General features: G+C 58.5%; 27 protein-coding genes. 2 read left to right on the top strand and 25 right to left on the bottom strand.

Going from position 1 to position 25,043, the window contains the following annotated elements:
- Window positions 1–152 precede the first annotated feature (152 nt).
- Window positions 153–1,331 (top strand): HNH endonuclease signature motif containing protein, encoded by a 1,179-nt coding sequence (locus ABRP95_RS09035; protein ID WP_349839260.1) that lies wholly within the window; start codon window positions 153–155, stop codon window positions 1,329–1,331.
- Here ABRP95_RS09035 and ABRP95_RS09030 read toward each other — a convergent pair.
- The 25 genes from ABRP95_RS09030 to rho all read right to left on the bottom strand — a co-directional run bounded on the left by ABRP95_RS09030 (window position 1,328) and on the right by rho (window position 23,628).
- Complete coding sequence (locus ABRP95_RS09030) at window positions 1,328–2,443, bottom strand: cysteine desulfurase family protein (RefSeq protein WP_349839259.1); 1,116 nt, start codon at window positions 2,441–2,443, stop codon at window positions 1,328–1,330. The genes ABRP95_RS09035 and ABRP95_RS09030 overlap by 4 nt on opposite strands.
- Window positions 2,443–3,384: an electron transfer flavoprotein subunit alpha/FixB family protein gene (locus ABRP95_RS09025; protein WP_284782575.1), complete on the bottom strand. Its 942-nt coding sequence runs from the start codon at window positions 3,382–3,384 to the stop codon at window positions 2,443–2,445. Before ABRP95_RS09025 ends, ABRP95_RS09030 begins: the two co-directional genes overlap by 1 nt.
- An 8-nt stretch (window positions 3,385–3,392) precedes the next feature.
- Window positions 3,393–4,175 carry an electron transfer flavoprotein subunit beta/FixA family protein gene (locus tag ABRP95_RS09020; protein WP_284796334.1) on the bottom strand — a complete coding sequence of 261 codons (783 nt, stop codon included), beginning with the start codon at window positions 4,173–4,175 and terminating at the stop codon, window positions 3,393–3,395.
- A 26-nt stretch (window positions 4,176–4,201) separates the two neighbouring features.
- Window positions 4,202–5,335 carry a THUMP-like domain-containing protein gene (locus ABRP95_RS09015; protein ID WP_284796333.1) on the bottom strand — a complete coding sequence of 378 codons (1,134 nt, stop codon included), beginning with the start codon at window positions 5,333–5,335 and terminating at the stop codon, window positions 4,202–4,204.
- Window positions 5,332–6,159 carry an NUDIX hydrolase gene (locus tag ABRP95_RS09010; protein ID WP_284796332.1) on the bottom strand — a complete coding sequence of 276 codons (828 nt, stop codon included), beginning with the start codon at window positions 6,157–6,159 and terminating at the stop codon, window positions 5,332–5,334. The genes ABRP95_RS09015 and ABRP95_RS09010 overlap by 4 nt, the downstream gene beginning before the upstream one ends.
- On the bottom strand, window positions 6,159–6,977 hold the full coding sequence (locus tag ABRP95_RS09005; protein WP_349839258.1) for an ABC transporter ATP-binding protein: 819 nt from the start codon (window positions 6,975–6,977) through the stop codon (window positions 6,159–6,161). The genes ABRP95_RS09010 and ABRP95_RS09005 overlap by 1 nt, the downstream gene beginning before the upstream one ends.
- Window positions 6,978–7,027: 50 nt before the next feature.
- The gene (locus tag ABRP95_RS09000) at window positions 7,028–7,954 is read right to left on the bottom strand and encodes a tetratricopeptide repeat protein (RefSeq protein WP_349839257.1); all 927 of its coding nucleotides are present in this window, start codon (window positions 7,952–7,954) and stop codon (window positions 7,028–7,030) included.
- Window positions 7,954–8,262 (bottom strand): thiamine-binding protein, encoded by a 309-nt coding sequence (locus ABRP95_RS08995; RefSeq protein ID WP_284784719.1) that lies wholly within the window; start codon window positions 8,260–8,262, stop codon window positions 7,954–7,956. The genes ABRP95_RS09000 and ABRP95_RS08995 overlap by 1 nt, the downstream gene beginning before the upstream one ends.
- 10 nt (window positions 8,263–8,272) lie before the next feature.
- Window positions 8,273–8,557, bottom strand: coding sequence for an Rv1322 family protein (locus ABRP95_RS08990; protein ID WP_284784716.1), 285 nt, complete (start codon window positions 8,555–8,557; stop codon window positions 8,273–8,275).
- On the bottom strand, window positions 8,557–9,249 hold the full coding sequence (nucS, locus tag ABRP95_RS08985; RefSeq protein ID WP_284632021.1) for an endonuclease NucS: 693 nt from the start codon (window positions 9,247–9,249) through the stop codon (window positions 8,557–8,559). The genes ABRP95_RS08990 and nucS overlap by 1 nt, the downstream gene beginning before the upstream one ends.
- Before the next feature lie 21 nt (window positions 9,250–9,270).
- Complete coding sequence (locus ABRP95_RS08980) at window positions 9,271–9,750, bottom strand: DUF2550 domain-containing protein (protein WP_284796330.1); 480 nt, start codon at window positions 9,748–9,750, stop codon at window positions 9,271–9,273.
- A gap of 183 nt (window positions 9,751–9,933) precedes the next feature.
- Window positions 9,934–10,308, bottom strand: coding sequence for a F0F1 ATP synthase subunit epsilon (locus tag ABRP95_RS08975; protein WP_023026361.1), 375 nt, complete (start codon window positions 10,306–10,308; stop codon window positions 9,934–9,936).
- A gap of 10 nt (window positions 10,309–10,318) precedes the next feature.
- Window positions 10,319–11,764: a F0F1 ATP synthase subunit beta gene (atpD, locus tag ABRP95_RS08970; RefSeq protein ID WP_005280201.1), complete on the bottom strand. Its 1,446-nt coding sequence runs from the start codon at window positions 11,762–11,764 to the stop codon at window positions 10,319–10,321.
- A 3-nt stretch (window positions 11,765–11,767) separates the two neighbouring features.
- On the bottom strand, window positions 11,768–12,757 hold the full coding sequence (locus ABRP95_RS08965; RefSeq protein WP_284782567.1) for a F0F1 ATP synthase subunit gamma: 990 nt from the start codon (window positions 12,755–12,757) through the stop codon (window positions 11,768–11,770).
- 50 nt (window positions 12,758–12,807) lie between these two features.
- On the bottom strand, window positions 12,808–14,448 hold the full coding sequence (atpA, locus tag ABRP95_RS08960; RefSeq protein ID WP_349839269.1) for a F0F1 ATP synthase subunit alpha: 1,641 nt from the start codon (window positions 14,446–14,448) through the stop codon (window positions 12,808–12,810).
- Window positions 14,449–14,508: 60 nt separating this feature from the next.
- Entirely contained in the window at window positions 14,509–15,324 is an 816-nt protein-coding gene (locus ABRP95_RS08955; protein ID WP_296089561.1) for a F0F1 ATP synthase subunit delta, read from the bottom strand.
- Window positions 15,325–15,330: 6 nt separating this feature from the next.
- Window positions 15,331–15,900 (bottom strand): F0F1 ATP synthase subunit B, encoded by a 570-nt coding sequence (locus ABRP95_RS08950; protein WP_296089559.1) that lies wholly within the window; start codon window positions 15,898–15,900, stop codon window positions 15,331–15,333.
- 43 nt (window positions 15,901–15,943) lie between these two features.
- A complete protein-coding gene (locus ABRP95_RS08945) occupies window positions 15,944–16,183 on the bottom strand; it encodes an ATP synthase F0 subunit C (protein WP_349839256.1) in 240 nt (79 codons plus the stop codon).
- Window positions 16,184–16,288: 105 nt separating this feature from the next.
- Complete coding sequence (atpB, locus tag ABRP95_RS08940) at window positions 16,289–17,089, bottom strand: F0F1 ATP synthase subunit A (protein ID WP_023026356.1); 801 nt, start codon at window positions 17,087–17,089, stop codon at window positions 16,289–16,291.
- Window positions 17,090–17,529: 440 nt separating this feature from the next.
- Complete coding sequence (locus ABRP95_RS08935) at window positions 17,530–17,961, bottom strand: Cg1360 family ATP-synthase-associated protein (protein WP_284769837.1); 432 nt, start codon at window positions 17,959–17,961, stop codon at window positions 17,530–17,532.
- A gap of 10 nt (window positions 17,962–17,971) precedes the next feature.
- A complete protein-coding gene (locus tag ABRP95_RS08930; protein ID WP_284850267.1) occupies window positions 17,972–19,147 on the bottom strand; it encodes an MraY family glycosyltransferase in 1,176 nt (391 codons plus the stop codon).
- 14 nt (window positions 19,148–19,161) lie between these two features.
- Window positions 19,162–19,830, bottom strand: a complete 669-nt coding sequence (locus tag ABRP95_RS08925) for an L-threonylcarbamoyladenylate synthase (RefSeq protein WP_023026353.1) — start codon at window positions 19,828–19,830, stop codon at window positions 19,162–19,164.
- A gap of 32 nt (window positions 19,831–19,862) precedes the next feature.
- Complete coding sequence (prmC, locus tag ABRP95_RS08920; RefSeq protein WP_284853521.1) at window positions 19,863–20,696, bottom strand: peptide chain release factor N(5)-glutamine methyltransferase; 834 nt, start codon at window positions 20,694–20,696, stop codon at window positions 19,863–19,865.
- Window positions 20,697–20,705: 9 nt separating this feature from the next.
- The gene (gene prfA / locus ABRP95_RS08915) at window positions 20,706–21,782 is read right to left on the bottom strand and encodes a peptide chain release factor 1 (protein WP_284769840.1); all 1,077 of its coding nucleotides are present in this window, start codon (window positions 21,780–21,782) and stop codon (window positions 20,706–20,708) included.
- On the bottom strand, window positions 21,775–23,628 hold the full coding sequence (gene rho / locus ABRP95_RS08910; protein WP_349839255.1) for a transcription termination factor Rho: 1,854 nt from the start codon (window positions 23,626–23,628) through the stop codon (window positions 21,775–21,777). Before rho ends, prfA begins: the two co-directional genes overlap by 8 nt.
- A gap of 375 nt (window positions 23,629–24,003) precedes the next feature.
- On the opposite strand from rho, the gene ABRP95_RS08905 reads away from it, so the two are divergent.
- The coding region (locus tag ABRP95_RS08905; RefSeq protein WP_349839254.1) for an AMP-binding protein at window positions 24,004–25,043 on the top strand (1,040 nt) is incomplete at its 3' end.

Raw genomic sequence — 25,043 nt, 5'->3', positions numbered from 1 at the left:
CGCGTGGGAATTTTTCACTCCCCTATCCAGTTTTTCGGAAATGTACCATTTAGAACACATATTCGCTTTTCGGCTTGCGGGAGTCAAACGGATAACTTATGGTAAACCTATGAACATTAGCAACTTAGTGCGAAACTCGGGGGATAATCGCCATGGAACCCTACTACCTCATCACTGATCCACACGATGACATAGCAGTTAGTGCCACGTGTAATAGAAAATCCGACTACCTACTCTGGAAGGAAATTCGACCAAGTTTAGAAGATGATTTCGATATTGCGTGTCATACGCTGGCAGGTCGCACCGGCTTAAGCGAACGGCGCACGAGGGATATCACCATGGCGCTATACCGCTTAGAGGAATTGCCACGCACAAAACTGCTGCAGGAAACCTACTACTTCCTCGACTTCTCTCGGCTTATCACCATTGATTCGGTCTTAAGCAAACTTGGCGAGGTAGACAGCGGCGTCCTTCAACGCATAGACGCCGAATTGGAAAAATACCTGACTCCCACAAAGCCGGGTCAAAACTTTCCATCAAATGCTGCCCTTCGCCGAAAGCTCAATGGGCTTATCACCATGGAATCCCCAGACACCACAGGTGATAAGGAATCTGAGGAAGAAGACGGGCGAAATGACTCCTATTTCATCTACCCCACCGCGGGCGGACGAGCAGGGTTAAACGTAGAGTTCGATGAAGATACACTCATCCTCATTGACGAGGTTGTTCAGCGTACTTCGGAAGGGCACGGACTCAGTAAGGCCGATGCACTGGCCCAGCTGATCCTCGGAACCATCGAAGATAAATCTCAGGTACACCTTTATATGTACCGCGCCAGCGACGTAAAAGCGGCTCCAGGATTTATCCAGGGCTACGGGTGGGTTCACCCAGATACCGCTGACCGTCTAACACCGATCACTACCTGGGACATGGACCAAGCGGCAACAAGGGTAAGCCCGGCCTACTCCACGCCGCCGCTCATCGGTGCCTATGTGGAAGGCCGCGATGGTGTGTGCCGCTGGCCTGGGTGCAACCGCCCAGCCTACAGGTGCCAAAAAGACCACCGGATCGATTTCTCAGAGGGAGGAAAGACGACGGCTGGAAATTTAGCCTCGCTGTGCCAGCACCACCACAACGTAAAGACGGATAAAAGCGCCTTTTACATCATGGATCCGCACAGCGGGGATATCATCTGGCTCTTCCAAGACGGACGGTGGGCATACGACGAACCGCAGGGACCGCTAGCGGCGAAAAACAAGAACTGGGCGCTAACTGTTGCCCAGGCAATCGCCGCCCGGCGGAATGCTGCCAAAGAAAGGGCTGATACTTAAACCGTGCGGGCTCGGGCAACAACCTCTGGTAAATGCGCGAGCACGTAATCCACATCGTCTTCGGAAGTAAGGCGTCCCAGAGTGAACCGGAGGGACCCAATTCCTTCTTCCTCGCTGACACCCATTGCAGAAAGCACATGGGACATGCGGTTGACGCCTGCGCTGCAGGCACTGCCGGTCGATGCCTCAATCTGCAGCGAGTCCAGCAACATGATGAGGCTATCGCCATCGGTGCCGGGGAAAGAAACGTGTAGGTGCGACGGCAAGCATGGCTCGGTGGAATTCACGACAACGTTGTCGATGGATGAGAGGATCCCATCCCGCAGCTTATTCCGAAGTGCAGCGATGCGCTCGCCCTCGGCAGCGCTTTCTGCGATCGACTCCTCCAACGCAGCGGCGAGCGCGGAGGCGCTAGCTACGTCTACCGTGCCAGGGCGAAGTCCGCGTTCTTGCCCGCCTCCGTAGGAAATCGGCTGCGGCGCAGGGGTGCGCTTGGCCAAAAGCACGCCAATACCGCGCGGGCCACCAAATTTGTGGGCGCTGGCGGCAAGCGTTGTGATGCCCAATTCCGCAAAATTGATGGGCAGCTTGCCCGATACCTGCACCGCATCCACGTGCATGGGAATACCGGATTGTTGCGCGAGGGAGGCGAGATCCTCGATGGGCTGAATCGCACCGGTTTCGTTATTGGCCCACATGCAGGTGGCAAGATCGGCAGGTTCCGCGAAGGCGCCCCCATCACTAATATGCCCGCTGCGGTCCACAGGGAGCAGATCCACGGTGGCGCCGGCTTGGGCAAGCTTGCTCACGGTATCGCGCACCGCTGGGTGCTCAATATCCGTCGAGATGATGCGGTTGGTATCTCCCGCCGCATAAAGCCCCTGGATAGCAATATTATCCGCCTCGGTGCCAGAAGAGGTAAAAATGACCTCGATGGGTTCGCACCCAAGGAGGGAGGCGACTTTCTCGCGGGCATCGTCAAGCACGGAGCGGGCCCTACGGCCAGAGGCGTACTGCGCGCTGGAGTTGAGCGATCCGGAGGCGGCAACCCATGCGTCGATGGCGGATTGACGCATCGGCTGGGTTGCTGCGTAGTCGAAATAGTGCGACATTACTGGCGCGCCTTCAATTCCTCGGTTAAAGCTGGGGCGATTTCGTGCAGGTCTCCGACGACGCCGAGATCGGCGATTTGGAAGAACGGTTCATCTTGGTCCTGGTTAATCACCACGATGGTGCCGGAGGTCTGCATGCCCGAGGTGTGCTGAATGGCACCGGAAATGCCCAAACCAATGTAGAGATCTGGCGACACGGTCACGCCTGTCTGGCCCACCTGGTGAGTAGCGTCGTAGAAGCCTTCATCGACGGCGTCGCGGGTGGCACCGACGGCGCCACCGAGGGCATCGGCAAGCGGCTCTACGATCTCGCCGAACTTATCGCCGACGCCGCGGCCGCCGGAAACCACAACCTTGGCTGCGGTGAGCTCGGGACGGGCGGACTTCTCGGCCGGAGTAAAGGAATTAACCTTGACATCCTTATCGGTTGCCGCAGGCAGTGGCATTGGGGCCGCCTGAGTTTCCACCTGCTGGGGCTCCGCCGCAACGGAACCCGGCTGCAGGGTATAAATCGGGCAGCTGCCAGTGGCCTGCGAAGTGGTCTCGTAGGTGCCGCCGAAAATGGTCATCGTTGCAGACCCATCCGCCGCAATGGAATCCACATTGACGAGTGCACCGGAGGCCAGGCGGGCGGACAAGCGGCCCGCAATCTCGTTATTCGTCGGGCTGGCGGCCAGAACGATGGGCGCCGGATTGGCTGCGCCCAGGGCGTGCAAAGCATCAACCTCAGGGGTCACCAGGCGCTGGTCATAATCCTCCGCCGTTGCCTGCACTACCTGGGCGGCACCGAGGGCGGCTAGCTCGGCATCGAAGGAATCTGCCTGCTTTCCGACGACCACCGCAGACACCGTCCCCAATTCGCGTGCGGCGGTAATGAGCTCACCGGTAACGGGGAGAATGCTGTCTGCATCGTGTTCAACAAGTACGTAAACGTGAGACATTTCTACTCCTAAATCAAGTTCTTTGCGGCAAGGAAGTCAGAAATCTTCTTCGCAGCATCCTGCGGCTGTGGCTCCGAGATAACCTCGCCGGCCGTGCGCGGTGGGCGCTTAGAAGAAGAAGTGACCGTCGTGGTTGGTGCAATGGCATCAATGCCTAGGTCGGCCACGCTCAATGTGGTGATTTCTGCCTTCTTAGCGGCCATAAGCCCCTTGAAGTTTGGGAAGCGCGGTTTATCAGACTTATCGGTGACGGACACAATCGCAGGAAGGGCGGCCTCGAGCTCCCAGGTTCCGCGGGCGTCTTCGCGGCTGCCTTTTACCGCGCTGCCCGAAAGTTCTACCTGGTGTAACTCGGTCAAGGCGGGCAGTTGGCGGTATTCAGCGAGCAATCCAGCCAGCGTGCCGGTCGAGGCATCGGAAGCCTCATTGCCCAAGGTGATCAGTTGGACCTCCTCCAGCGTGTTAATCGCTGCGTTCAGGGTCCACGCGGTAGACAGTGCATCGGCGCCGGCCAGTGCATCGTCAGATACGAGGACCGCGTCATCTGCACCCATCGCAAGGGCCTTGCGGAGGGCCTCGTCTGCTTGTGCGGGGCCCATCGTTAAAGCGACAACACGGTAGTTTTCATCCGGATTATCATCGCGCAGGCGTAGCGCCTGTTCCACGGAGTATTCATTAATCTCATCAATGATGTTGTCCACGGAGGTGCGATCCAGGGTGTGGTCATCCTCCAGAGATTTGGTGGACCACGTATCCGGTACATGCTTGACCAGAGCCACAATCGTTGGCATTGGGGGCACTCACCTTTCCGATAGATTTATGTTGCGTAATTCTCTTCGGACGATAATACTCGGGGTTGGCAAAGCAACGCGATACCCTGTGAGCCAATTCGCGTAATGATGACCGCGAATGGCCGCGATCCCTTCAACTTCATCTGCTTTCTTAGCTGATCAGGGTCCACGTCTACGCCGCGCACAAGGATTTCTAGGCTGCCTGCATCATAAGATTTTAGTACCGATTTTAGGCGCTTTAGGGGGACCTTTTCTATGAATGGAAATCCCGACATTCCCTGCGGGATGCGATCCCCTGTTAGGTACGCAATCCGCGGATCGATCTGCCATAATCCTTCGCGCGCCGCATAATGCTGCACGAGGCCCGCGCGCACCACTGCCCCATCGGGGTCAATGAGATACGTGCCAATCTCGCCCGCCTCTGGCAGGTTGTGCTCTTCATCCGTGAGGACGTCAACTGACTCGCCCTGAATCATCACCGCGTGCCTGCCCGTGCCGAGGCCAGGTGTGTAGAGGCACGCCTCCTTAACTGCTCCATTGATGCTGCTTACGGTGACCAATCCGTCCCAGTCACTGAAATCGAGACCGGGTGCGCACTTGATGGCCAGGTGTGCGTCCCTGTGCGCAGCGATTAGGTCCGGCAGCGGTGGCAGCAAATCCTCCGGGCGGGAAATCCGCCGCCCTGCCTTCCTGCGGGCGGGATCGGCGATAATGACATCCGCCGTGGTGGTCGTAGTGAGTGCATCTGCTTGAAAGAACGAGTCAGAATCCAAATTATGCCGGGCCATGGCAATGCGCGAGGCGTCGATATCGGAGCCGAAGTAGTCAAGGCCCGACCCGTAGCCTTCGGTGCCGATGGAACACGTGACATCGTGGACGGTGCGCATCCCTTTCTGCTGCAGGAATTCTGAGCGATAGCGCGCGACAGGCAGCGGGGTGGCTTGCTGGGCGGAATCGGCATCCATAAGCCAGGTCTCAGGCAGCTTTCCGCCCCGCCGGGCAGTAAGTAGCTCCATGGCGCAGCGCGCATAATCGCCGTAGGCCGCTTTCAGCTTTTCCAGATCCTTCAGCTGCGCAGCCTTGCTCAGCTCCAAGTCCCAGCTGGCAAGCTCGGCGTTATGCTCGCTTAAGAAACGGACTTCATCAATGTTAAAGCTCATATTCGCTCTGTAGGGGTGGTCGCGAAATATTCCGCGTATTGCGGATCGTCGCGGAGGTCGCCGATAACGGGGCGAAGGTCGGACGAAGAGGCATCATCAAGCACCTCTTGGACGGTGGAGTACTTGCATAACCGTTGCATTTGCGCCCACGTGGGAACTACGAGACGGACGAGTCCGGCACGCCAGCCCTCCAAGATAAGCTGCGGCGAAAACCAGCCAGCGTCATCGGCCTCATGCGTGTCCCCGTCAGGCTCCTGCCCGCTCGGTAGCAGACCGACGAAGAAAAAGGTATCGAACCAATGGTTTTTGCTTTGCCCCACCCACCGGGCCCATGGAAGGAGCATATCGGCATCGACGCGCATCCCGTTATTGCTAAGAAACTCGGTAAAAGAAATGGTGTGGTCTTCTAAGAGCCTACGTTCGCGGTGATAGCGGCGCGCATTAGAAATCGTGCCGTCATCCCGGATCGCAAACAAGGTACCGGATTCCTCAAAGAGCTCGCGGGCCGCGGCAAAGACCAAGGCGTGGGCCTTGTACTTGGTCACACCCATCCGCCGCGCCATAGATACGACAGACTTTCCGGCCCACAACTCACCGGAATCCCACGAACGCGGCGGGAAATCGCGCGGGTCTACCCCACCGCCAGGAAATACGGCATGGCCCGGGTAGTTCCGCATGGTGCTTACGCGTTCTTGCACCCAGACCTCGAGCCCTCCGGGGCCATCTCGAAGCAAGAGCACAGTCGCCGCCATGCGCCCACCGTTAAACCCGGTGGTATCGCTGGCGTCGATCGCATCGAGCTGGTCATGAATCTCGTTGGTCATTAAGATGTCCGGCGGGCAAAGTATCGCTGCCCAATGCGATCCACTTGGATGGGTTGGTGGAAGGCCTGGGACAGGTTCTCCGAGGTCAGCACGGAGTTAATGAGCCCCTTCGCTACTACTTCTCCGTCATCCAGAAGCATTGCGTGGGTAAAGCCATACGGGATTTCTTCCACGTGGTGGGTAATCATGACGATGGCTGGGGCATCCGGATCCATCGCGAGATCGCCCAAGTACCCCACGAGGTCCTCGCGCCCGCCGAGGTCCATGCCGGCAGAAGGCTCATCCAGGATGAGCAGCTCCGGATTGGACATCAAAGCGCGGGCGAGGATGACGCGCTTCTTCTCGCCTTCCGAAAGCGTGGTCCACGTGCGATCCTTCAAGTGGCTGGCACCGACCTGGGCCAAGATGTCATCGGCGCGGGAAAAGTCCATGTCTTGGTACTCTTCGCGCCACCGACCCAAAACCGCATAACCGGCGGAAATAACGAGGTCGTAGACCCGCTCATCCGCGGGAATGCGCGATTGCACGGCGGCAGAGGACAGACCAATCAGTGCGCGCAGGTCACGCATATCGGTCCTGCCAATTTGCTCGCCCATCAAAAAGGCCGTGCCTTTGGAAGGAAATTCCTCCGCGGCCGCCATGCGTACCAGGGAGGTCTTTCCGGCACCATTCGGCCCGATGATGACCCAGCGTTCATCGAGCTCGACCTGCCAGTCCACGGGCCCTACCAAGTTCTTGCCACCGCGGCGAAGCTCCACGCCACGGAAGTCGATGAGCCAGTCTTGATCAGTTGGGGTTACGTCGTTCACGCCTTCCATTGTGACTGATCTCTTCACCGCCCGCAGTAATTGACACAGCTCCGCCGACTTTAATACAGCGCGCTCGCCAGCTTCGTGCGCGCCTCAAGAACGCGCGGATCATTGCCGGCAAAAAGGCCGAAGAGCTCGAGCAGGCGTTCCCTGAGCTGCGCCTTCTCATCGCCTGCGGTGACCTTCATGGTCTCAATGAGGCGGTCGAAGGCCTTTTCTGGGGCACCTGCCACCACTTCTGCGTCAGCGGCGCGCATTTGCTTATCGATGTCCCCCTTATCCCCATCTGCAGCAGCAATCGGGTCCTCGGTTTGGTTTGCTGGATCCAACCGCTTGAGAAGCTTGGTGGTGTCTCGGGCCTGCTTAATCTGCGTATTATCCGGTTCCGCTTCCAAGATGGACTCATAAACCTTAATCGCACCATCGAAATCGCCGGAGTTCAGGAAGGATTCTGCCTCCTGCAAGCGAGGGTCGTCCTCTTCTTCCTCTTCCGCTGCGGCCGGTGCAGACTCAAGTCCCTTGAGCTGCGGTCCGACGTTTTCTACCAAGCTATCCAGCCACTGCTTGAGAGCATCCTTTGGCTGGGCTCCCTCGAAATTGGTCAGCGGTTGACCGGCGCCAATGGCAACCACGGTAGGTAGGTTCTTCACGCCGAAAGCCTGCGCCACCTGTGGAGTAGCATCCGCATCCACATAGCCTACGAGGAAGCTAAGGTTGCCAGCCGTAGCTAGTTCCTGCAGGTCCTGCTTCAGCTGGTCGGACTGCGTAGAGCGCGAGGTGCCGATGAGGACGACGACCGGTACCTCAGTGGAGCGGCGCACCACCTCGGTCTCAAAATTCGCCTCGGTGACGGTAAAAAATGGCTGGACTCCACTAGACTGCCCAGCCGCCGGCTGCTCTTGTGCCTGCTGGCGAGCTTCCGCACGCGCCTTGACCTGGCTGAGATCGAGGGCACCGCCTACATAAGCATTATTCGCAGAAGTCATTAATCCTCCTTAGCTAAACGCCGATTCACGGCGTCTACTTTATCTGTCAGTTGATTCTTCACGCCTTCGCGGATATCAGCCTTAATAACCAATGAGGTACGCGGCGATACCGCACGCACCGCTTCGGTGGCCTTTTTAATCGTGCCGAAAACCTCGTCCCACTCGCCTTCTAAAAGGGTGAACATGGCGTTGGTTTCATTAGGCAGACCTGATTCCCGCACCACGCGGACTGCCTCCGCCACGGCATCGGCCATCTCGCCGGAATCATTATCCACCACTGCGGGTGCTACTGAAAATGCAACAATCATGCCCGCAAGTCTACCTTCGCTCCCAGCAGTGCCGGTGCCAATGACGGCGGTCATCGCCCTGCCTGCCGGTATCGCGCGGCCAGGCGACGATGTGGGCAACCCCAGGCGGAATATTTTGATTACACCCCGGGCAAATATAGAATTTTTGCGCCCGCGCGGAGCCAATATGCCGCATCATATAAGGCTCCCCGTGGGTCCAGCTCGGCCCCTCGACCGTCTGCGAACCAAAGAAGGTGGAGCCATCCTTGGGCAGTGGCCGGAATTCCTGTGGTTTTCGCCTATTTCGCCGTGGCATTAAAACAACCGCAATTCTTTCGACTCGAGTCCGCGCAGCTCCTGATAGTCCAGAACCACGCACCGGATCCCGCGGTCTTCAGCCAGCGTTCGGGCCTGCGGCTTAATTTCTTGCGCCGCAAAGATACCAGATACCGGGGCGATTAACTCATCGCGGTTGAGCAGTTCCAGATAGCGGGTTAATTGCTCGACCCCGTCAATCCCACCGCGGCGCTTGACCTCCACGGCGACATTCCGGTTATCGGCATCTTTAGCCATGATGTCTACTGGGCCAATGGCCGTGGGATACTCGCGGCGCACGAGGGTGAAATTGGAGCCCAGCGTGTCGATCTTTTCGGCCAATAGCTCCTGCAGGTGCGCCTCCACACCGTCTTTTACTAGGCCTGGATCTTCGCCCATGTCATAGGAGATGTCCTCGTGGATTTCCGCAATCGTAATGCGCAATTGTTCACCCTTAGGGTTTTCCACTAGCCACAAGACCTCACCCGTGTCATTGCCATCCACGTCCTCAATGACGGATTCCTGCACCGTACACGGCGGCGTCATCCAATTCAGGGGCTTGTACGCGCGGTCATCGGCATGCACCGATACCGAGCCGTCTGCCTTGACAATGAGCAGGCGGTCCGCCAAGGGCAGGTGGGCGTCGAGCCGTCCCACGTAATCAACTGAACAACGGGCGATTACTAAGCGCATGGCTACTACCCTAGCCTGTCGCTATTGGCGCTTGGACTGCCGGGTGGCTCGCTCTCGCAACTGCTGGTAATCAAAGCGCTGTTGCCGCTTGGACGGCGCCGCCTCGACCCAAGCTTCGAAAGCCATAATCCCGCGGGAATCGGAAGCCAGCTCGTATTCCGCATCCCCGGTGCTAAAGTGCACCACTTCGGTGGCATCAGACATGAAAGAAGCCTCGTCATCATCCAAAGAACGGGAGTTCAAAATGGTGATGTCGAGGCGGTTAAACCACAAGTTATAGCGCGGAAATACAGAACGCAGCTTGAAATATTCCACGACTTCGCCGGTATAGCGCAGCACGCCATGGCGCCAGGAAAAGCTATCCTTCGCCGGCATTGAGCGCAATAACACCGCGGTTCCGCGCGAGCGCAGAGTAAAAAATCGCAGGGCCGCCAGCAGAACTACTAGCAATACCACCAACGCTAAGGCCCACAGGACCACCGAGATAACCGTCGAATTCATGGGCTCCACACGCCATCCTTGGTTAGTGAAAGAACATTTATTTGGATTGTAGCGCCTGATTCCGCTTCTGCGCCAATAGGCAAAGACAAAGAAAACGTGAAAAAGCGCACCGGATAAATTCCGGTGCGCTTTTCTGAGAGCAGGAAGGGCGGCTATTGCTGCCCTCTCCTACCAATCCAAGGTTTATTCAGCCTTTGCTGCGCGGCGAAGTGCACGCAATGCAGCCTCACCGCGGGACTTGGTGAGCTCATGAGCCGAAGAGGAATCCTCTTCCGCCTTGGCCTCATCCACCTCATCGGACCAGATGGCCCAATCAGCGAGGACGGTAATCTTGTCCTGGGTAACGGAGAGGAAGCCACCCTGGACGGCGGCAACGCGCCGCGCGCCATCAACTGGGTGGATGGTCACTACGCCATTGTCGATCAACTGACCGATCACAGGCTCGTGACCGGGAAGCACGCCGATCTCACCCTCGGTGGTCTCAGCCGTCACTATGGAGGCCTGACCAGACCACAATGAGCGCTCGACGGAAACCAATTCGGCGGTGATGTCAGCCATGTGCCTCTCCCTACTTCTCGTTCAACTTCTTGTATGCAGCTTCGACGTCGTCCAAGCCACCCAAGCCGTTGAAGGCCTGCTCTGGGTAGTGGTCAAACTCACCGTTGCAGATGCGCTCGAAGGCATCGATGGTGTCCTGCAGCGGCACGTAAGAACCCTCCAGGCCAGTGAACTTCTGCGCAACGAAGAAGTTCTGGCCCAAGAAGCGCTCAATACGGCGGGCACGCTGCACGGTCACCTTGTCTTCTTCAGACAGCTCGTCCATACCAAGGATGGCGATGATGTCCTGCAGTTCCTTGTTCTTCTGCAGAATACCGATGACGCGCTGTGCTACCTCGTAGTGCTTCTCGCCCACAATGCCTGGCTCGAGAATACGAGAGGTAGAGGTCAGCGGGTTCACTGCTGGGTAAATACCCTTGGAAGCAATGGCACGGTCCAGCTCGGTCGTCGCATCCAAGTGGGCGAAGGTCGTAGCTGGGGCCGGGTCAGTGTAGTCATCGGCAGGCACGTAAACGGCCTGCAGAGAGGTAATGGAACGACCCTTGGTGGAGGTAATGCGCTCCTGCAACACACCCATCTCATCAGCCAAGGTTGGCTGGTAACCCACGGCGGAAGGCATACGACCCAGCAGGGTGGATACCTCGGAGCCGGCCTGGGTGAAACGGAAGATGTTGTCAATGAACAGCAGCACGTCCTGGTTCTGCACATCGCGGAAGTACTCCGCCATGGTCAGGCCGGACAGAGCCACGCGCATACGGACTCCTGGTGGCTCGTCCATCTGGCCGAAGACAAGTGCAGTATCTTGCAGAACGCCCATCTCTTCCATTTCCAGGAAGAGGTCGGTGCCCTCACGGGTGCGCTCGCCGACGCCAGCGAAAACCGACGTACCGGAGAACTCGCGGGCAATACGGGTAATCATTTCCTGGATCAGGACGGTCTTACCCACACCTGCACCACCGAAGAGGCCAATCTTGCCACCCTTAACGTAAGGGGTCAGCAGGTCAATGACCTTAATACCGGTTTCGAGAATCTCGGTCTTGCCCTCGAGCTGGTCGAACGCTGGTGGCTCGCGGTGGATGCCCCACTGCTCGCCATCGCGGCCGAGGCCCGGCTCGTCGAGGCAGTCACCGAGGGCGTTGAAGACGTGGCCCTTGACGACGTCGCCGACGGGAACGGAGATAGGCTCTCCGGAGTCGACTACCTCGGCGCCACGGACAAGGCCGTCGGTAGGTGCCATGGACACGGTACGAACGAGGTTGTCACCGAGGTGCTGAGCGACCTCGAGGGTGACGGTCTTTGCCACAGCTTCGAGCTTAATCTCGACGTGGAGTGCGTTGTACAGGGCCGGAAGTGCCTCGCGTGGGAATTCCACGTCCACCACCGGACCGATGACGCGCACGACACGACCGGCGACTGCCGAAGACTGTGCATTCTGCTCTTGCAGAGCTGTAGTCATAATCTAGTCACTTTCTGCGCTGTCAGATAGCGCGCCAGCGCCACCGACGATCTCTGAAATTTCCTGGGTAATCTGCGCCTGACGGGCCTGGTTGGCCACACGAGACAGGTCATTGACCATCTCGGTTGCGTTGTCAGTAGCAGATTTCATAGCTGTACGGCGTGCAGCGGACTCGGAAGCCGAAGCCTCCAAGAACATAGCAAACAGGATACGCGAGACGTACTGCGGAAGCAGCGCGTCCATCAGGGTATCCGCGTCCGGCTCGAACTCGAAGTCCGCGGAAATGTTATCCACTGGCTCCGGATCCTCCAGTGCGGAGTCACCCATCTCGTACTCCTCGCCCTGCACTACCGGCTCAACGGGCAAAAGCTGCTGTGCACGCGCGGTTTGGGTCAGCATGGACTCAAACTCGGTGTAGACCACATGCACCTGGTCAAAGCCGGTAACACCTGCACCTTCACCTTCCGCGTGCAGGCCCTCGCGGCCCTTGGTAGTGCCCTTAGAACCAGCAACGAAGCCATCGATCATGTGGCGACGCACATCGTGGGTGCCCTCCCAGGTTGGGTCCTGAGAGAAACCATCCCAGCTGCCCGCTACCTCTTCCTCACGGAAGTTGTAGTGGCCGATGCCCTTGCTGCCGGCGACGTAGCGAACTACCTCGTAGCCCTTGCTTTCGAGGAGGGCCTTGAGCTGGGCTGCCTTCTTGAAGACGTTGTTGTTGTAGCCACCGCACATGCCTCGGTCAGAGGTGATTACGAGAATCGCGGCGACATTGCCGTCTTCACGCTCACGCAGCATAGGGTGCTCTAGCGTCGACGCTGCAGCCAACCTGTTCATGACGTTGGTCAGCTCAATCGCGTACGGCTGAGAGGCTTCCACCCGAGCCTGCGCTTTGGTAATGCGCGAGGTAGCAATGAGCTCCTGGGCTTTAGTGATCTTCTTAGTCGAGTTCACGGACCGGATGCGGTCGCGTAATTCGCGAAGATTAGCCATCGTTTCTCCTCCCTTCTTTCATATAGACGGTTAATTACGAGAGCTGAACTCTACTTAGCCGTCTTCCGGGAGACGTTGAGCTCGGTGCTTTTCACGTCATTTTCGTCCAAAGGATCTACAGGCTCTTCGGTGCCCAAGTTGGTGCCCTCGGAGGTGCGGAACGTAGGAGCGAACTCCTTGGCTGCAGCCTCGAGTGCTTCCTTGGACTCATCGCTAAGCGCCTTGCCGCCGGCGATCTGCTCAAAGACCTCTGGAGTATTGGCGTTGAGGTACTCGTGCACCTCGGCCTCGAAGCGGCGAACGTCTTCGACGGGAACGACGTCGAAGACGCCTGCCTCGGCGAGGTAAATGGATACCATCTGGTATTCCACCGGCTGTGGCGAGGACTCGGACTGCTTCAGCAGCTCAACCAAGCGGGAACCGCGCTCCAGCTGCGCCTTGGACGCAGAGTCAAGGTCGGATGCGAAAGCAGCGAATGCCTGCAGGTCACGGTATGCAGCCAGGTCAAGACGGAGGTTACCGGCAACCTTCTTCATACCCTTGGTCTGTGCCGCACCACCAACACGGGAGACGGACACACCGACGTTAATAGCCGGGCGCACACCCTGGTTGAAGAGGTCGGACTCCAAGAAGACCTGACCGTCAGTAATGGAAATGACGTTGGTCGGAATGAAGGCACTGACGTCATTAGCCTTCGTCTCGATGATGGGTAGTGCGGTCATAGAACCGGCACCCATGTCATCGGAAAGCTTGGCAGCGCGCTCCAGCAAGCGGGAGTGCAGGTAGAAGACGTCACCTGGGTAGGCCTCGCGTCCCGGCGGGCGGCGCAGCAACAGCGAAATTGCACGGTATGCCTCAGCCTGCTTAGTCAAGTCATCGTAGATGACCAAGACGTGGTTGCCCTGGTACATCCACTGCTGACCCAACGCAGCACCGGAGAATGGTGCCAGCCACTTGTAGCCGGCGGAATCAGAAGCTGGGGCCGCCACGATGGTGGTGTAATCCAGCGCGCCGTGCTCCTCAAGGGTGCGGCGCACGCTGGCGATGGTCGAGCCCTTCTGGCCGATGGCGACGTAAATACAACGGACCTGCTTGTCCTTGTCGCCGGACTCCCAGTTAGCCTTCTGGTTCAAAATGGTATCGATGGTCACCGCGGTCTTACCGGTCTTACGGTCACCAATGATCAGCTGACGCTGACCACGGCCGATCGGGGTCATCGCATCGATAGCCTTGATGCCGGTTTGCATTGGCTCTTCAACCGGCTGGCGCTGCAGCACGGAAGGTGCCTGCAACTCGAGGACGCGCTCCTCTTCGCTTTCGATTGGGCCCAAGCCGTCGATGGGCTGGCCCAGTGGGTTAATAACGCGGCCGAGGAAGTCCTCGCCCACGGGGATGGAAAGGACCTCACCGGTCCTCTTAACCTCGTCGCCCTCCTTGAGGGACTCGTAGTTACCCAAGACCACGACACCAATGGAGTTAGTGTCAAGGTTCTGTGCGACGCCAATAACGCCGCCGGGGAACTCGAGCAGCTCATTCGCCATAACGGATGGCAGGCCAGAAACCTGCGCAATACCGTCAGCTGCCGAAATGACCACGCCGACCTCCTCACGGGAGGCCTCCGCGGAGTAGCTCGAGGTGTAGTTCGCAATCGCACTACGGATCTCGTCGGAGGAGATCGTCAGCTCCGCCATGTTCTTCCTGCTCTCGGTAGTATCTTCCAGCACTTACTTAAATCGTTTCTGTCGTTTCGGCTACACCATCTGGGCACGGAAGCGGGCAATCTTGCCTGCCGTCGAGCCGTCAATGATTTCATCGCCGACGCGGATGCGCATGCCACCGAGGAGGCTGGTGTCAACCTCAGAGTGAATGGACATCGCACGACCATAAATTTTGCCCAGCTTCTCAGCGAGTACTGCCTGCTGGCCTTCATTCAATTCACCCGCAGCGACTACGCGCGCGATGGTGCGACCCTGCAGCGCTGCTGCAGTATCGGCCAATCCGGCAACGTCATCAATGGGGTTCTGCTCTGGGCGGCTGATGGCCTGCAGCGCGAGCGCTTCAGTAAACATCGTCACCTTGCCGTAGAGCACATTTGCCAGCAATCCGCGCTTGCGTGCGGATTCAGCAGTTCGATCGGAAAGCAGCTGGGTAAGCTCGCCCTCGCGGTCCAGAATCTGCGCCAAGCGGAAAAGCTCGTCTTCGACCTGGCCCAACTGGCCCTGCGCCTCGGCGGCGCGCAGCAATGCGCGGCGACCCAAGGATACAAGCCCGTTGACGAAGTCCTTTGGCGAAGACCACTGGTTCGCCGCAGCTTCCTGCAGGATGCTCAGGGCACCGGCAGAAACCTTGGAGCCAAAGAGATTCTCGGCCAAGGACTTGCGCGCTTCAGCCGAGGCGGCGACGTCAATGAAGGACACGCGCAATTCGCGGTCACCATCCAAAACGTCGACGACCTCAAAAATGTCTAGGCCCGCTTGGACTGCACTAGCGACGTTCTTATCGCCAGCGAGGATTTCATCCACACGGGACTGTGAGTTCGCGAGTGCTTCGCGGCTAGCTGCCTTCATAGTTGCCTACTTTCCGGCCGGTGCCACAGAGTCGAGCTCGGACAAAAAGCCATCGATGGTAGAGGACTTCTTGGAGGCGTCAGAAAGCTCGCCGCCCAGAATCTTTTCTGCCAAGTTAATGGAGTTCTGTCCCATTTCGGAACGCAGCTCAGTAACAACCTGCGCACGAGAAGCTTCCAACTGCTTTTCGCCATTGGCGACGATGCGGCGGGATTCCTCTTCCGCTTGGCTCTTCGCGTCAGCCTCGATCTGCTTGCCGCGCTCGCGCGCCTGCTCGCGGATCTCGGCTGCCTCTGCGCGGGCATCAGCCAGCTGAGCATTGTACTTTTCTAGAGCAGCTTTAGCCTCGGCCTGTTGAGCCTCAGCGCGCTTCATGCCGCCCTCAATCCGGTCTTCACGCTCTTCGAGCAACTTGGTGTAACGAGGAAGTACGAACTTCCAGAACAACCAGAGAATTACGATGAAGCACAGCAAAGACCAGAAAATGTCATAGTTCTTGGGCAGAAGAACGGAGAAGCTACCCGAACCTGGGTTCTCCTCGCCCTCTGCTGCAAGGAAATAAACGACGTTATTCATAGGTCTCCCGTCTTAAAAGTTTCGGTTTGGAAAACTCGTACTTTTAGAACAGGAAGCCGGCAACGAGGCCGATAAGGGCCAGGGCCTCGGTGAAGGCGATACCCAGGAACATGGTGGTACGCAGCTGGCCGGCCATCTCCGGCTGGCGAGCCATAGCCTCAACGGTCTTGCCGGCGACGATGCCGATACCGATACCAGGGCCGATAGCAGACAGGCCGTAGCCGATGGTGCCGAAGCCTTCGAACGTCGTAGCAGCATCCTGTGCCAGAATGATTTCGTTCATGGTGAAAGTCGTTCCCTTTCGTAAAAAATCTTCAGTCCGTATCGGACCGAATGTCAGTGTTGTGTAATTAGGTGGATTACTCGGTCGCGCTCGTCGACCTCGTCCTTAGTGCGAATCAGCGTGCAAGGACAACTCAATGTACACCGCCGTCAACAAGGCGAAGATGTACGCCTGCAAGAAGATAACCAGAATCTCGAACAGGCTCATAGCCAAGCCCAAGACCACGGTCAGTCCAGACAGGACGGTCCAACCATTTAGCTGCCAGAAGAAGAAGTTCGTAGCAGAGAAGAGAAGAACCAGGATGATGTGTCCAGCAAGGAAGTTCGCCATGAGACGAATTGCAAGGGTAACCGGTCGCAGAATGAACGTAGAGAAGAACTCAATCGGTACCACCAAAAGGTGCAGTGCCGGTGGCAAGTTCGGAATCACTACGGAGGAGCGAATGAACTTGCCCAAGCCGTAGCGCTTGGCGCCGGCGTAAATCATGACGATGTACGAAACGGCTGCCAACACAATTGGCATACCAATACGACCGTTGGGCGAGACGTTAAGTCCCGGAATAACGGTCGCGACGTTCATAAACAGAACCGCGAAGAAGATGCTAGCGATAATTGGCAGGAATCGCTTTCCCTCCTTCTTACCCAAAATGTCCTCGGCGATATGTACGCGGACGAAGTCGACCGCATTCTCGCCTACATTCTGAATGCCAGAAGGAACCAACTTAGGGTTCTTAAAGGCAGCCCAGAAAAGGATCACCACAATTAGCGTCATCAAAATGCGAATCAGCATCAGGCGATCAAGCGCGAACCATCCATCGGCGAAGTCGCCGAAAAACAGATGGTCGGCATCAATTTGCCCCGGGAAGAATTCTTCACCTAGATCGGGCGTATGGAAGTGCCCTTTCATAGCCAATGTTGTAACGCTCAGCGTTCTCTCCCGTGTTCGGGCCACACAGCCAATAGCTGGCCTCTGTGGTGCGATGGACGTCTCAAACTCTCTGCCTTGAACACGGACTCCGTCGCACATCAGCGTGAACAAGACAGGGATTTACCGTGCAGGATTCAAGCGCAACACTTAACCCCGCGGTAACCCGTTGCAAATCGTATCAGCTGGATCAACAGTTTTCGCACGTGGGGGCCCCATAAGCCACACCCGATAGCGCCATTTCCACCTTTTGCCATACAAAACCGCGCTATTCCTGCCCAATTCACAAACGTGCATTTGATCACACCCTCAGGTCAACACACCTCCTCGGGGGTGACCAGCATCCATTAATGCCAGCATGCAGGCATAAAAAGGCCGCCGCGCAAGCCTGGTGCGCGACGGCTTAACTCTTTTTGCCCTACTCAGGACACGTAGGTGATCCTGGAGGTGACCACGGCCCAGACCTCAGAGCCTAAGGTAACGATGAGTGCTACGACGACGGTGAGAAACAGCGCCCACGTGTCATAGAAATCCATGTCCCGGATAATGGCCAGAACTCCGATGAGGACGATCAACTTGATAAGCCAACCGCCCAATACCACCGCGATGGTGGTGGAGGGCGTCGAGTGGGCGGTAAAGAGCACCGACAGCGCGGTAAACAGGACAAAGCCGCCGCCGAGGGCAGCGCCGACGAGAACGCCCCAAAGCCCGGCGACACCTTGTGCCCCACCCCAGACGGCGAGAGAAATGATGGTAAAGATGCCGAGGGCCGTAGACCCCTTCTTTACGGCGCGCTGCAGCGGCAGGCGCGGGTCATCGAAATTAGGATTTTCCGTTGTGTCACTCACGGACATTCACCCTACCTCACGCACTCGGCGAGTCACGCAATACGCAATCATCCGACGACCTGAGCCCAATCTTGCCCTGCCGCAGTGGAATCAGCGTCGCGCCAAAGGCAATCAACAACGCCATGATGGACAGGCCGATTGCAACTGGCGCTGGCACCATGGAAAACGACACCGCACCAAAGGCCACCGCGGACACCCAGAGATACAACACGAGCACGGTGCGTCGGTGCGTATGCCCCAGAGACAAAAGGCGGTGGTGGATGTGTGCCTTATCCGCAGAAAACGGCGAGCGCCCCTGGGATAGGCGGCGAATTACCGCCCAGACAAGGTCTAAGACTGGAATAAACACCGCAGCGATCACCACGAGGATGGGTGACAAAAGCGCCACGATGTCCACGGTGCCGTAGAGGGACATGTTGATCTTGCCGGAGGCGGAGGTGGAGGCCGCAGCGAGCAAGAGGCCGATAAGCATGGAGCCGGAATCACCCATAAAAATTCGGGAGGGCTCAAAGTTATGGGGCAAAAAGCCCGCACACATCCCCACCAAAGCGGCGCTAATAATTGCGGGTGGATACGCCGATACCGCCCCGCCCTGGTCATGCAGGACGGTCAGCGAGAAGACCAAGATGGCGCCGCCCGCGATGAGCCCGAGGCCCGCAGCTAAGCCATCGAGGCCGTCAACGAAGTTGATGGCGTTGATGAGCAGGACCGTGAAAAAAGCGGTAAGGAGGGTGCTTTGAATCTGGTCGAGTACTACCGTGGTGCCGCCGCCGAAGGGAATGAAAAGCAGCGTCCAGGTTAGGCCCAGACCACTCATCAGGGCGGCGGCAAAGAGCTGCCCAAAAAGTTTAATGAGGGCCCCGAGTTCCAGGTAGTCATCGGCAATCCCCAAAAGCACAATGGCCAGCGCCGCCCACAACACCGCACTCATCTCTGGGGTCACGGGCATAAACCCGCGAGTCAAGGCTGGGAGCTGGGCTGCGAGGAATATCGCCGCCCCAAAGCCGGTAAACATGGCGAGCCCGCCCATGCGGGGCGTCGGCTGGGAGTGGGAATCGCGCAGGCGAATTTCTGCCACCCGGCCCGTGCGGACCAAAAAGGACCGCACCACTCCGGTGGTCAGGTAGGTAAATGTCGCTGCTACGAGGATGACCAAGGCCAACTCGCGCAGCGGTACGCCAGTGCCGCTCACGCGGAATGCTCCTTCTATCCTTGGGGCCGGGTACGCAACGAGTCAGCGGAGACGCCCAAGACCTCACCGATTTCCTCCGCGGATAATGCACCCTCGCGCAGTAGGAATGGATGGTCACCGGAGAGGTCGATGATGGTCGAGGGCTTGCCGATGTCCGTTTCTCCCCCGTCCAAATACACAGTGACGGCCTTGCCCAATTGAGCCTTGGCCATTTGCGCGGTCGTCGGCGGTTGGTGGCCAGAAATATTGGCAGAAGAAACCGCCATCGGCCCCACCTCGCGCAAAAGCTCGATGGCAATCGGGTGAAGGGGCATCCGCAGCATGACGGTACCGCGGGTATCACCTAAGTTCCACGGCAGGGACGGGGCCTGAGGCACGACGATGGATAGTCCGCCTGGCCAAAAGGCTTCGACGAGGTCGCGGGTGGAATCGGGGTACGAGGCGACGAGGCCGCGAACGGTGTTCCAGGAGCCGACGAGCACGGGAACCGGCATATCCGGCCCACGCTGCTTGGTGGCAAGCAGATTGGCTACCGCGTCATTATCGAAGGCATCGCAGCCCAAACCGTAAAGCGTATCGGTGGGCATGACCACAAGCCGCCCAGACTTGGCGGCCTTGGTGGCGATACTCACGCCTTCCTCACGCTCGGTGTCATCGGCGCAATTATAAATTTTTCCTTGCATCAATAATCCCCTTCTTGCCCGACGGTGATGCCTTAGTTTACCGCGCGCTGCGCGGTAATAAAGCGCGGCGTGCCTGTTAAGTCCCTAAGCGGCGCGATATGGGAAAAGCCACCGTGGTCACGCACCGCATCGCGCACGACATCGCCAGTCGTGTCGTCGTGTTCAATCGCCATGACCCCACCAGGCCGCAAAAGCCTGGCGATGGTGGGAGTCAACCCGCGGATTACTCCCATGCCGTCATCGCCACCGAAGACAGCCACGTGCGGATCGTGATACACCTCCGGTTGCAGGTTCGGATCTTCCGGTACATAAGGCGGGTTGGTCACTACGAGATCGACCGTGCCATTCCAATCCGCCAGAGTCTGGCTGTCGGTCGCGTCCGCCTGCACCACCTCTACCCCGGTGCCGTTGGTATTGGCGCGGGTGAACTCGAGGGCGGCATCGGAAAGCTCGACCGCCCTCACCTCCGCCTGCGGTACGTAATGCTGCAGGTAGAGCGCCAGCGCGCCCGAACCCGAGCACAAATCCACCATGCGCGGGCCGGGTGCGTGGTGGACCGCCCAATCCGCCATCACCTCCGTTTCCGGGCGTGGAATGAACACGCCTGGCCCCACCTTTAGGTCTAGGGGCCCAAACCACGCCGTGCCCAGCACGTATTGCAGCGGCTCGCGCTGTTCCCGTCTACGCAAAAGCGCTTCAAAGGCCACGTCAAAGCCGGGCATGGGTGGCTCATGCAGCGGAATATTCAAATGCCCGCAGTGAATGAGGTGTGAGATGAGGATGCGCGCATCCCATTCGGGGCTTCCTACTCCAGCAACGCGAAGGCGCTGCACCCCTTGGCGCAGCGCCTCACCGTACGAATCCATCGACCGCTATTATCCCTCGGCCTCAAGGCGCTCGGCGCGCTCCTGGTCCTGCAGAGCCTTGATGAGATCCTGCATATCGCCGTTCAATACGGAATCCAGGTTATTGGCCTTGTAGCCAATGCGGTGATCCGTAATGCGGTTTTCCGGCCAGTTATAGGTGCGCACGCGCTCGGAGCGGTCCATGGTGCGCACCTGGGAGGCGCGCTGCTCGCCAGCCTCGGCCTCGCGGGCATCGCGTTCCATCTGGTCCAGGCGTGCCTGCAGCACCTGCAGGGCACGTGCCTTGTTCTGGATCTGCGAGCGTTCCTTTTGGCAGGTAACAATCAACCCCGTGGGCAGGTGGGTAATGCGCACCGCCGAGTCGGTGGTGTTCACGCCCTGACCGCCCTTACCGGAGGAACGATACACGTCGACGCGGATATCCTTGTCATCGATATTGACCGATTCGACCTCTTCGGGCTCCGGGTACACCAGCACACCGGCGGCAGAAGTCTGAATGCGCCCCTGCGACTCCGTAACCGGCACGCGCTGCACGCGGTGCACGCCGCCTTCGAATTTGAAGACGGACCACGCGCCATCGCGCGTCGGAGACTTAGCGCGGAAGGAGATAGTCATGTCCTTCACGCCGCCCAAGTCGGATTCGTTAAGGCCCAAGACCTCCCACTTAAAGTCGATCTTATCGGCAAAACGCTCGTACATGCGGGCTAAGTCGCCGGCAAAGAGCGCGGCCTCTTCGCCGCCGGCACCGGCCTTGATCTCCATGATGATGTCTTCCGAGTCCTGCTCATCGCGCGGGGCGAGCAGGTCAGCCAACTTTTCTTCCAGCTCTTCCACAGACTCGGCTAGGCGGTCCGCTTCTTCCTGGAAGTCGTGGTCTTCATAAGCCATCTCCTTGGCGTCCGCGAGATCCTCGCGCGCCTGGGTCAGCTCGTCGTTGACCATGATGATGGGGCGTAACTCCGCGTACCGCTTGGACAGCTTGCGAAAAGCCTGCTGATCGCCGGCGATTTCTGGGTCGCCCATCTGCATTTCAATGCCCTGGTATTCCGACACAATGTCATCAACCATGGAAACTTGATTAGACATAGTCTTCCTCGTCCTTATCCGCAGCCATCGGTGCAGAAGAAGCTACCTGCATGAGGAACTCGCCATTCGAGCGGGTCTTCTTAAGCTGCTTGATCAACAGGTCAATTGCCTGGTGGGAATCCAGAGCCGACAAGATGCGGCGCAGTTTGGTCATGATGCGCGCCTCTTCAGGCACTAGCAGGAGCTCGTCCTTGCGGGTACCGGAGGGGTTGACGTCCACAGCCGGGAATACGCGGCGCTCCGAGATCCCGCGGTCCAGCTTCAGCTCTGCGTTACCCGTCCCCTTGAATTCTTCGAAGATGACGGTATCGCCGGTAGAACCGGTCTCCACCATCGCGGTGGCGATGATGGTCAGCGAACCGCCCTCTTCAATATTGCGGGCAGCGCCCAAGAAGCGCTTTGGTGGGTAGAGCGCATTGGAATCCACACCACCAGACAGGATGCGGCCCGATGCCGGGGAGGAGTTGTTGTACGCGCGGCCCAAGCGGGTGATGGAATCCAGCAGCACCACGACATCCTTGCCCTGCTCCACCAGGCGCTTTGCGCGCTCGATGGCCAGCTCGGAGACGGAGGTGTGCTCTGATGGCGGGCGATCAAAGGTAGAAGAAATGACCTCACCCTTCACGGAGCGCTGCATGTCCGTGACCTCTTCAGGGCGCTCATCCACCAGCACCACCATGAGGTAGCACTCGGGGTTATTGGTAGCAATCGCATTCGCGATGTTTTGCAAGATCGTGGTCTTACCGGCCTTCGGCGGCGAGACGATGAGCGCGCGTTGACCCTTACCAATCGGCATAATCAGGTCGATGACGCGGGTGGTCAGGATCTTCGGGTCCGTTTCCAAGCGCAGGCGCTGATTGGGATACAGCGGCGTGAGCTTATTAAAGTGCGGGCGCTGCTTTGCCTCTTCGGGATCGATCCCATTGACGGTGTCGACCTGCACCAACTGGTTGTACTTGCGGCGGTTGCGGCCATTGCCGTGCGTGTGGGTAGGCCCAGCCACCTTGACCTGACCGGTAATGGCATCGCCAGAGCGCAGACCCAAACGGCGCACGATGTTCTTATTAACAAAGACATCCGCATCGCCCGCGCGGTACCCAGTGGTGCGCAGGAATGAGACGTTATTGTCTACGACATCCAAGATGCCGCCGACAGCCTGCAGCTCATCGCCCTCGCGTACCTGCAGGTCATTGCCGCCGCCGTGGTTATCATTATTGCCCCGGCCACCCCGGCGATTCCGGCGGTTGCGACGGCCGCGGCGGTTACCGCGGTCAAAATTATTATCGTCATTGCGATTATTGCGGTGATTATTTTCGCCGTTCTTCTCGCCCTGCTTGTCCCCCTGGTTATCGGAGCCATCCTGGGAGTCCTCGCGGCGGTCCTGGTGGCGATTCTGGTTCTGCTCCTGCGCATCACCCCGGTTATTGTCGCCCTGCTCTTGGCGCTCCTGGCGGCGGGCGCGATTGCGGCGCGCGCGGCGGGCCTGCGACCGCGACTCATAGCGCTGGTCGTCGCCGTTGTCCTTGCGGTCTTTGCCGCGGTTGTCCTGGTGTTCGCCGGACTTGCCGTTATCGCTGTCGCCGCGGTCATCCTTCTTGGACGGCTTATCTTTCTGCTTGGCAGGCGCCGCATCCTTCGCGGATTTCTCGGCCTTTTCTGCCTTTTCTGCCTGCTCTATTTTTGCCTTCGCCTTTGCGGGAACCTGACCGGTCTTAATGGCGGTGATGAGATCCCCTTTGCGCAGGGCTGAAACGCCGCGAAGACCGCGCTCGGCGGCCATTTTGCGCAATTCCGGCAGCTTCAGGGATGCGAGATCCTGTGCCGCGGTGTTGTCCGTATCGCTCACGGATATCCTTTCGTTGCTTGACCAGGTCCATAGTTGGGATCCGCCCTCCCCCACTTCAGGGAAGCTTGGGCGGGTGCACTGGAAGCCGATGTGTATTTTTCTTATCTTTTCGCCCTCGTGCCAAGGCGCTAACGCGCCTTGCCGGGGCAATAAGCATGAGGCCTCTTCCGGTTACCTTAAGGGAAATCCCCCTTGTAGCCAGTACGCGGGGGCGGAAGAATTCAAGAAACGACTGTGGGCAATGTATAACGATGGGACCTGTCACTGGGCCCGATTGCATAGGATTGGGAAGATTTTCCCGCTTTCCTATCAGTCGAAGGCAATTATAGCGCATTCGCTTCGCGGTGAGTACTTGGACACCGCTACAGTGGAAGCATGCTTTCCACGATGATGGATATTCCCCTGTCTTTAACCCGTATTTTGGAATACGGCGCGTCAGTGCACGGCAATACCACTGTTACCACTTGGCACGGCGAGGGAACCGGGTCCGAGTTTGGCCCCGCAGAAAAGGTTACCTTCCGCGATATCGCTGCACGCGCAGCAGCCTTTGCCCATGTTTTACACGATGACCTTGGCATCACCGGCGATCAGCGCGTGGGTAGCTTCATGTGGAATTGCGCTGAGCACCTCGAGGTCATGTTTGGCTCTGCCTGCAAGGGCGCGGTTTTCACCCCGCTGAATAAGCAGCTAATGAATGACCAGATTCGCCACATCATCAGCCACGCCGAGGTCTCCGTCATCGTGTGCGATCCCCGGCTCGCCCCGCAGTTGGGCACGGTTTTAAACGGCGCGCGATCTGTGCATTCGGTGATTTTTACCGGTTCCCAATCGCCGCAGCGCTTTGCCCACCATTTTCCGCGCGGCATCGAGTTTTATTCCTACGAGGCGCTGCTGGATGGCCGCTCTACCATCTACGATTGGCCCGAGCTCGATGAGCGCACCGCCGCCGCATTGTGTTATTCCACCGGCACCACCGGCGCACCGAAGGGTGTTTTATATTCCCATCGCTCGCTTTACCTCGAGGCCATGCAGCTGCGTTCCTCGGATTCGCTGTGCATTACCCACGGCGAGACCTTCCTGTGCTGCATTCCCATCTACCACGTGCTGAGCTGGGGCGTTCCCTTTACGTGTTTCATGACGGGCACCCCGCTCGTGCTTCCCGATGCCGATGTCTCCGCCCCCACCCTCGCCAAGGTCATTGCAGCCACGTCGCCGCGCGTGGCCCACGGCGTGCCCACCATCTGGATCCAGCTCTTCGTGCACTACATGCACAATCCGCCAGAGCGCATGACGCTGACGGAAATTTTCGCCGGCGGCTCCCCTGTGCCGCCGCAGCTTATCAAGATGTGGGAGGAGCATTACGGCGTCGACGTCGTGCACGTCTGGGGCATGGTGGAAACCTCAACGGTCGGCAG

The organism is Corynebacterium sp. KPL2895 (genome assembly GCF_040225815.1).
Lineage (GTDB): Bacteria > Actinomycetota > Actinomycetes > Mycobacteriales > Mycobacteriaceae > Corynebacterium > Corynebacterium rhinophilum.
The sequence above is the reverse complement of the archived record's forward strand: the minus strand, read 5'-3'. Positions and strand labels throughout refer to the sequence as shown.

What these genes read in the sequence shown, in the direction of transcription:
- ABRP95_RS09035 (WP_349839260.1), top strand. Translation starts at nt 153, where the DNA reads ATGGAACCCTACTACCTCATCACTGATCCACACGATGACATAGCAGTT.
- ABRP95_RS09030 (WP_349839259.1), bottom strand. Translation starts at nt 2,443, where the DNA reads ATGTCGCACTATTTCGACTACGCAGCAACCCAGCCGATGCGTCAATCC.
- ABRP95_RS09025 (WP_284782575.1), bottom strand. Translation starts at nt 3,384, where the DNA reads ATGTCTCACGTTTACGTACTTGTTGAACACGATGCAGACAGCATTCTC.
- ABRP95_RS09020 (WP_284796334.1), bottom strand. Translation starts at nt 4,175, where the DNA reads ATGCCAACGATTGTGGCTCTGGTCAAGCATGTACCGGATACGTGGTCC.
- ABRP95_RS09015 (WP_284796333.1), bottom strand. Translation starts at nt 5,335, where the DNA reads ATGAGCTTTAACATTGATGAAGTCCGTTTCTTAAGCGAGCATAACGCC.
- ABRP95_RS09010 (WP_284796332.1), bottom strand. Translation starts at nt 6,159, where the DNA reads ATGACCAACGAGATTCATGACCAGCTCGATGCGATCGACGCCAGCGAT.
- ABRP95_RS09005 (WP_349839258.1), bottom strand. Translation starts at nt 6,977, where the DNA reads ATGGAAGGCGTGAACGACGTAACCCCAACTGATCAAGACTGGCTCATC.
- ABRP95_RS09000 (WP_349839257.1), bottom strand. Translation starts at nt 7,954, where the DNA reads ATGACTTCTGCGAATAATGCTTATGTAGGCGGTGCCCTCGATCTCAGC.
- ABRP95_RS08995 (WP_284784719.1), bottom strand. Translation starts at nt 8,262, where the DNA reads ATGATTGTTGCATTTTCAGTAGCACCCGCAGTGGTGGATAATGATTCC.
- ABRP95_RS08990 (WP_284784716.1), bottom strand. Translation starts at nt 8,557, where the DNA reads ATGCCACGGCGAAATAGGCGAAAACCACAGGAATTCCGGCCACTGCCC.
- nucS (WP_284632021.1), bottom strand. Translation starts at nt 9,249, where the DNA reads ATGCGCTTAGTAATCGCCCGTTGTTCAGTTGATTACGTGGGACGGCTC.
- ABRP95_RS08980 (WP_284796330.1), bottom strand. Translation starts at nt 9,750, where the DNA reads ATGAATTCGACGGTTATCTCGGTGGTCCTGTGGGCCTTAGCGTTGGTG.
- ABRP95_RS08975 (WP_023026361.1), bottom strand. Translation starts at nt 10,308, where the DNA reads ATGGCTGACATCACCGCCGAATTGGTTTCCGTCGAGCGCTCATTGTGG.
- atpD (WP_005280201.1), bottom strand. Translation starts at nt 11,764, where the DNA reads ATGACTACAGCTCTGCAAGAGCAGAATGCACAGTCTTCGGCAGTCGCC.
- ABRP95_RS08965 (WP_284782567.1), bottom strand. Translation starts at nt 12,757, where the DNA reads ATGGCTAATCTTCGCGAATTACGCGACCGCATCCGGTCCGTGAACTCG.
- atpA (WP_349839269.1), bottom strand. Translation starts at nt 14,448, where the DNA reads ATGGCGGAGCTGACGATCTCCTCCGACGAGATCCGTAGTGCGATTGCG.
- ABRP95_RS08955 (WP_296089561.1), bottom strand. Translation starts at nt 15,324, where the DNA reads ATGAAGGCAGCTAGCCGCGAAGCACTCGCGAACTCACAGTCCCGTGTG.
- ABRP95_RS08950 (WP_296089559.1), bottom strand. Translation starts at nt 15,900, where the DNA reads ATGAATAACGTCGTTTATTTCCTTGCAGCAGAGGGCGAGGAGAACCCA.
- ABRP95_RS08945 (WP_349839256.1), bottom strand. Translation starts at nt 16,183, where the DNA reads ATGAACGAAATCATTCTGGCACAGGATGCTGCTACGACGTTCGAAGGC.
- atpB (WP_023026356.1), bottom strand. Translation starts at nt 17,089, where the DNA reads ATGAAAGGGCACTTCCATACGCCCGATCTAGGTGAAGAATTCTTCCCG.
- ABRP95_RS08935 (WP_284769837.1), bottom strand. Translation starts at nt 17,961, where the DNA reads ATGTCCGTGAGTGACACAACGGAAAATCCTAATTTCGATGACCCGCGC.
- ABRP95_RS08925 (WP_023026353.1), bottom strand. Translation starts at nt 19,830, where the DNA reads ATGCAAGGAAAAATTTATAATTGCGCCGATGACACCGAGCGTGAGGAA.
- prmC (WP_284853521.1), bottom strand. Translation starts at nt 20,696, where the DNA reads ATGGATTCGTACGGTGAGGCGCTGCGCCAAGGGGTGCAGCGCCTTCGC.
- prfA (WP_284769840.1), bottom strand. Translation starts at nt 21,782, where the DNA reads ATGTCTAATCAAGTTTCCATGGTTGATGACATTGTGTCGGAATACCAG.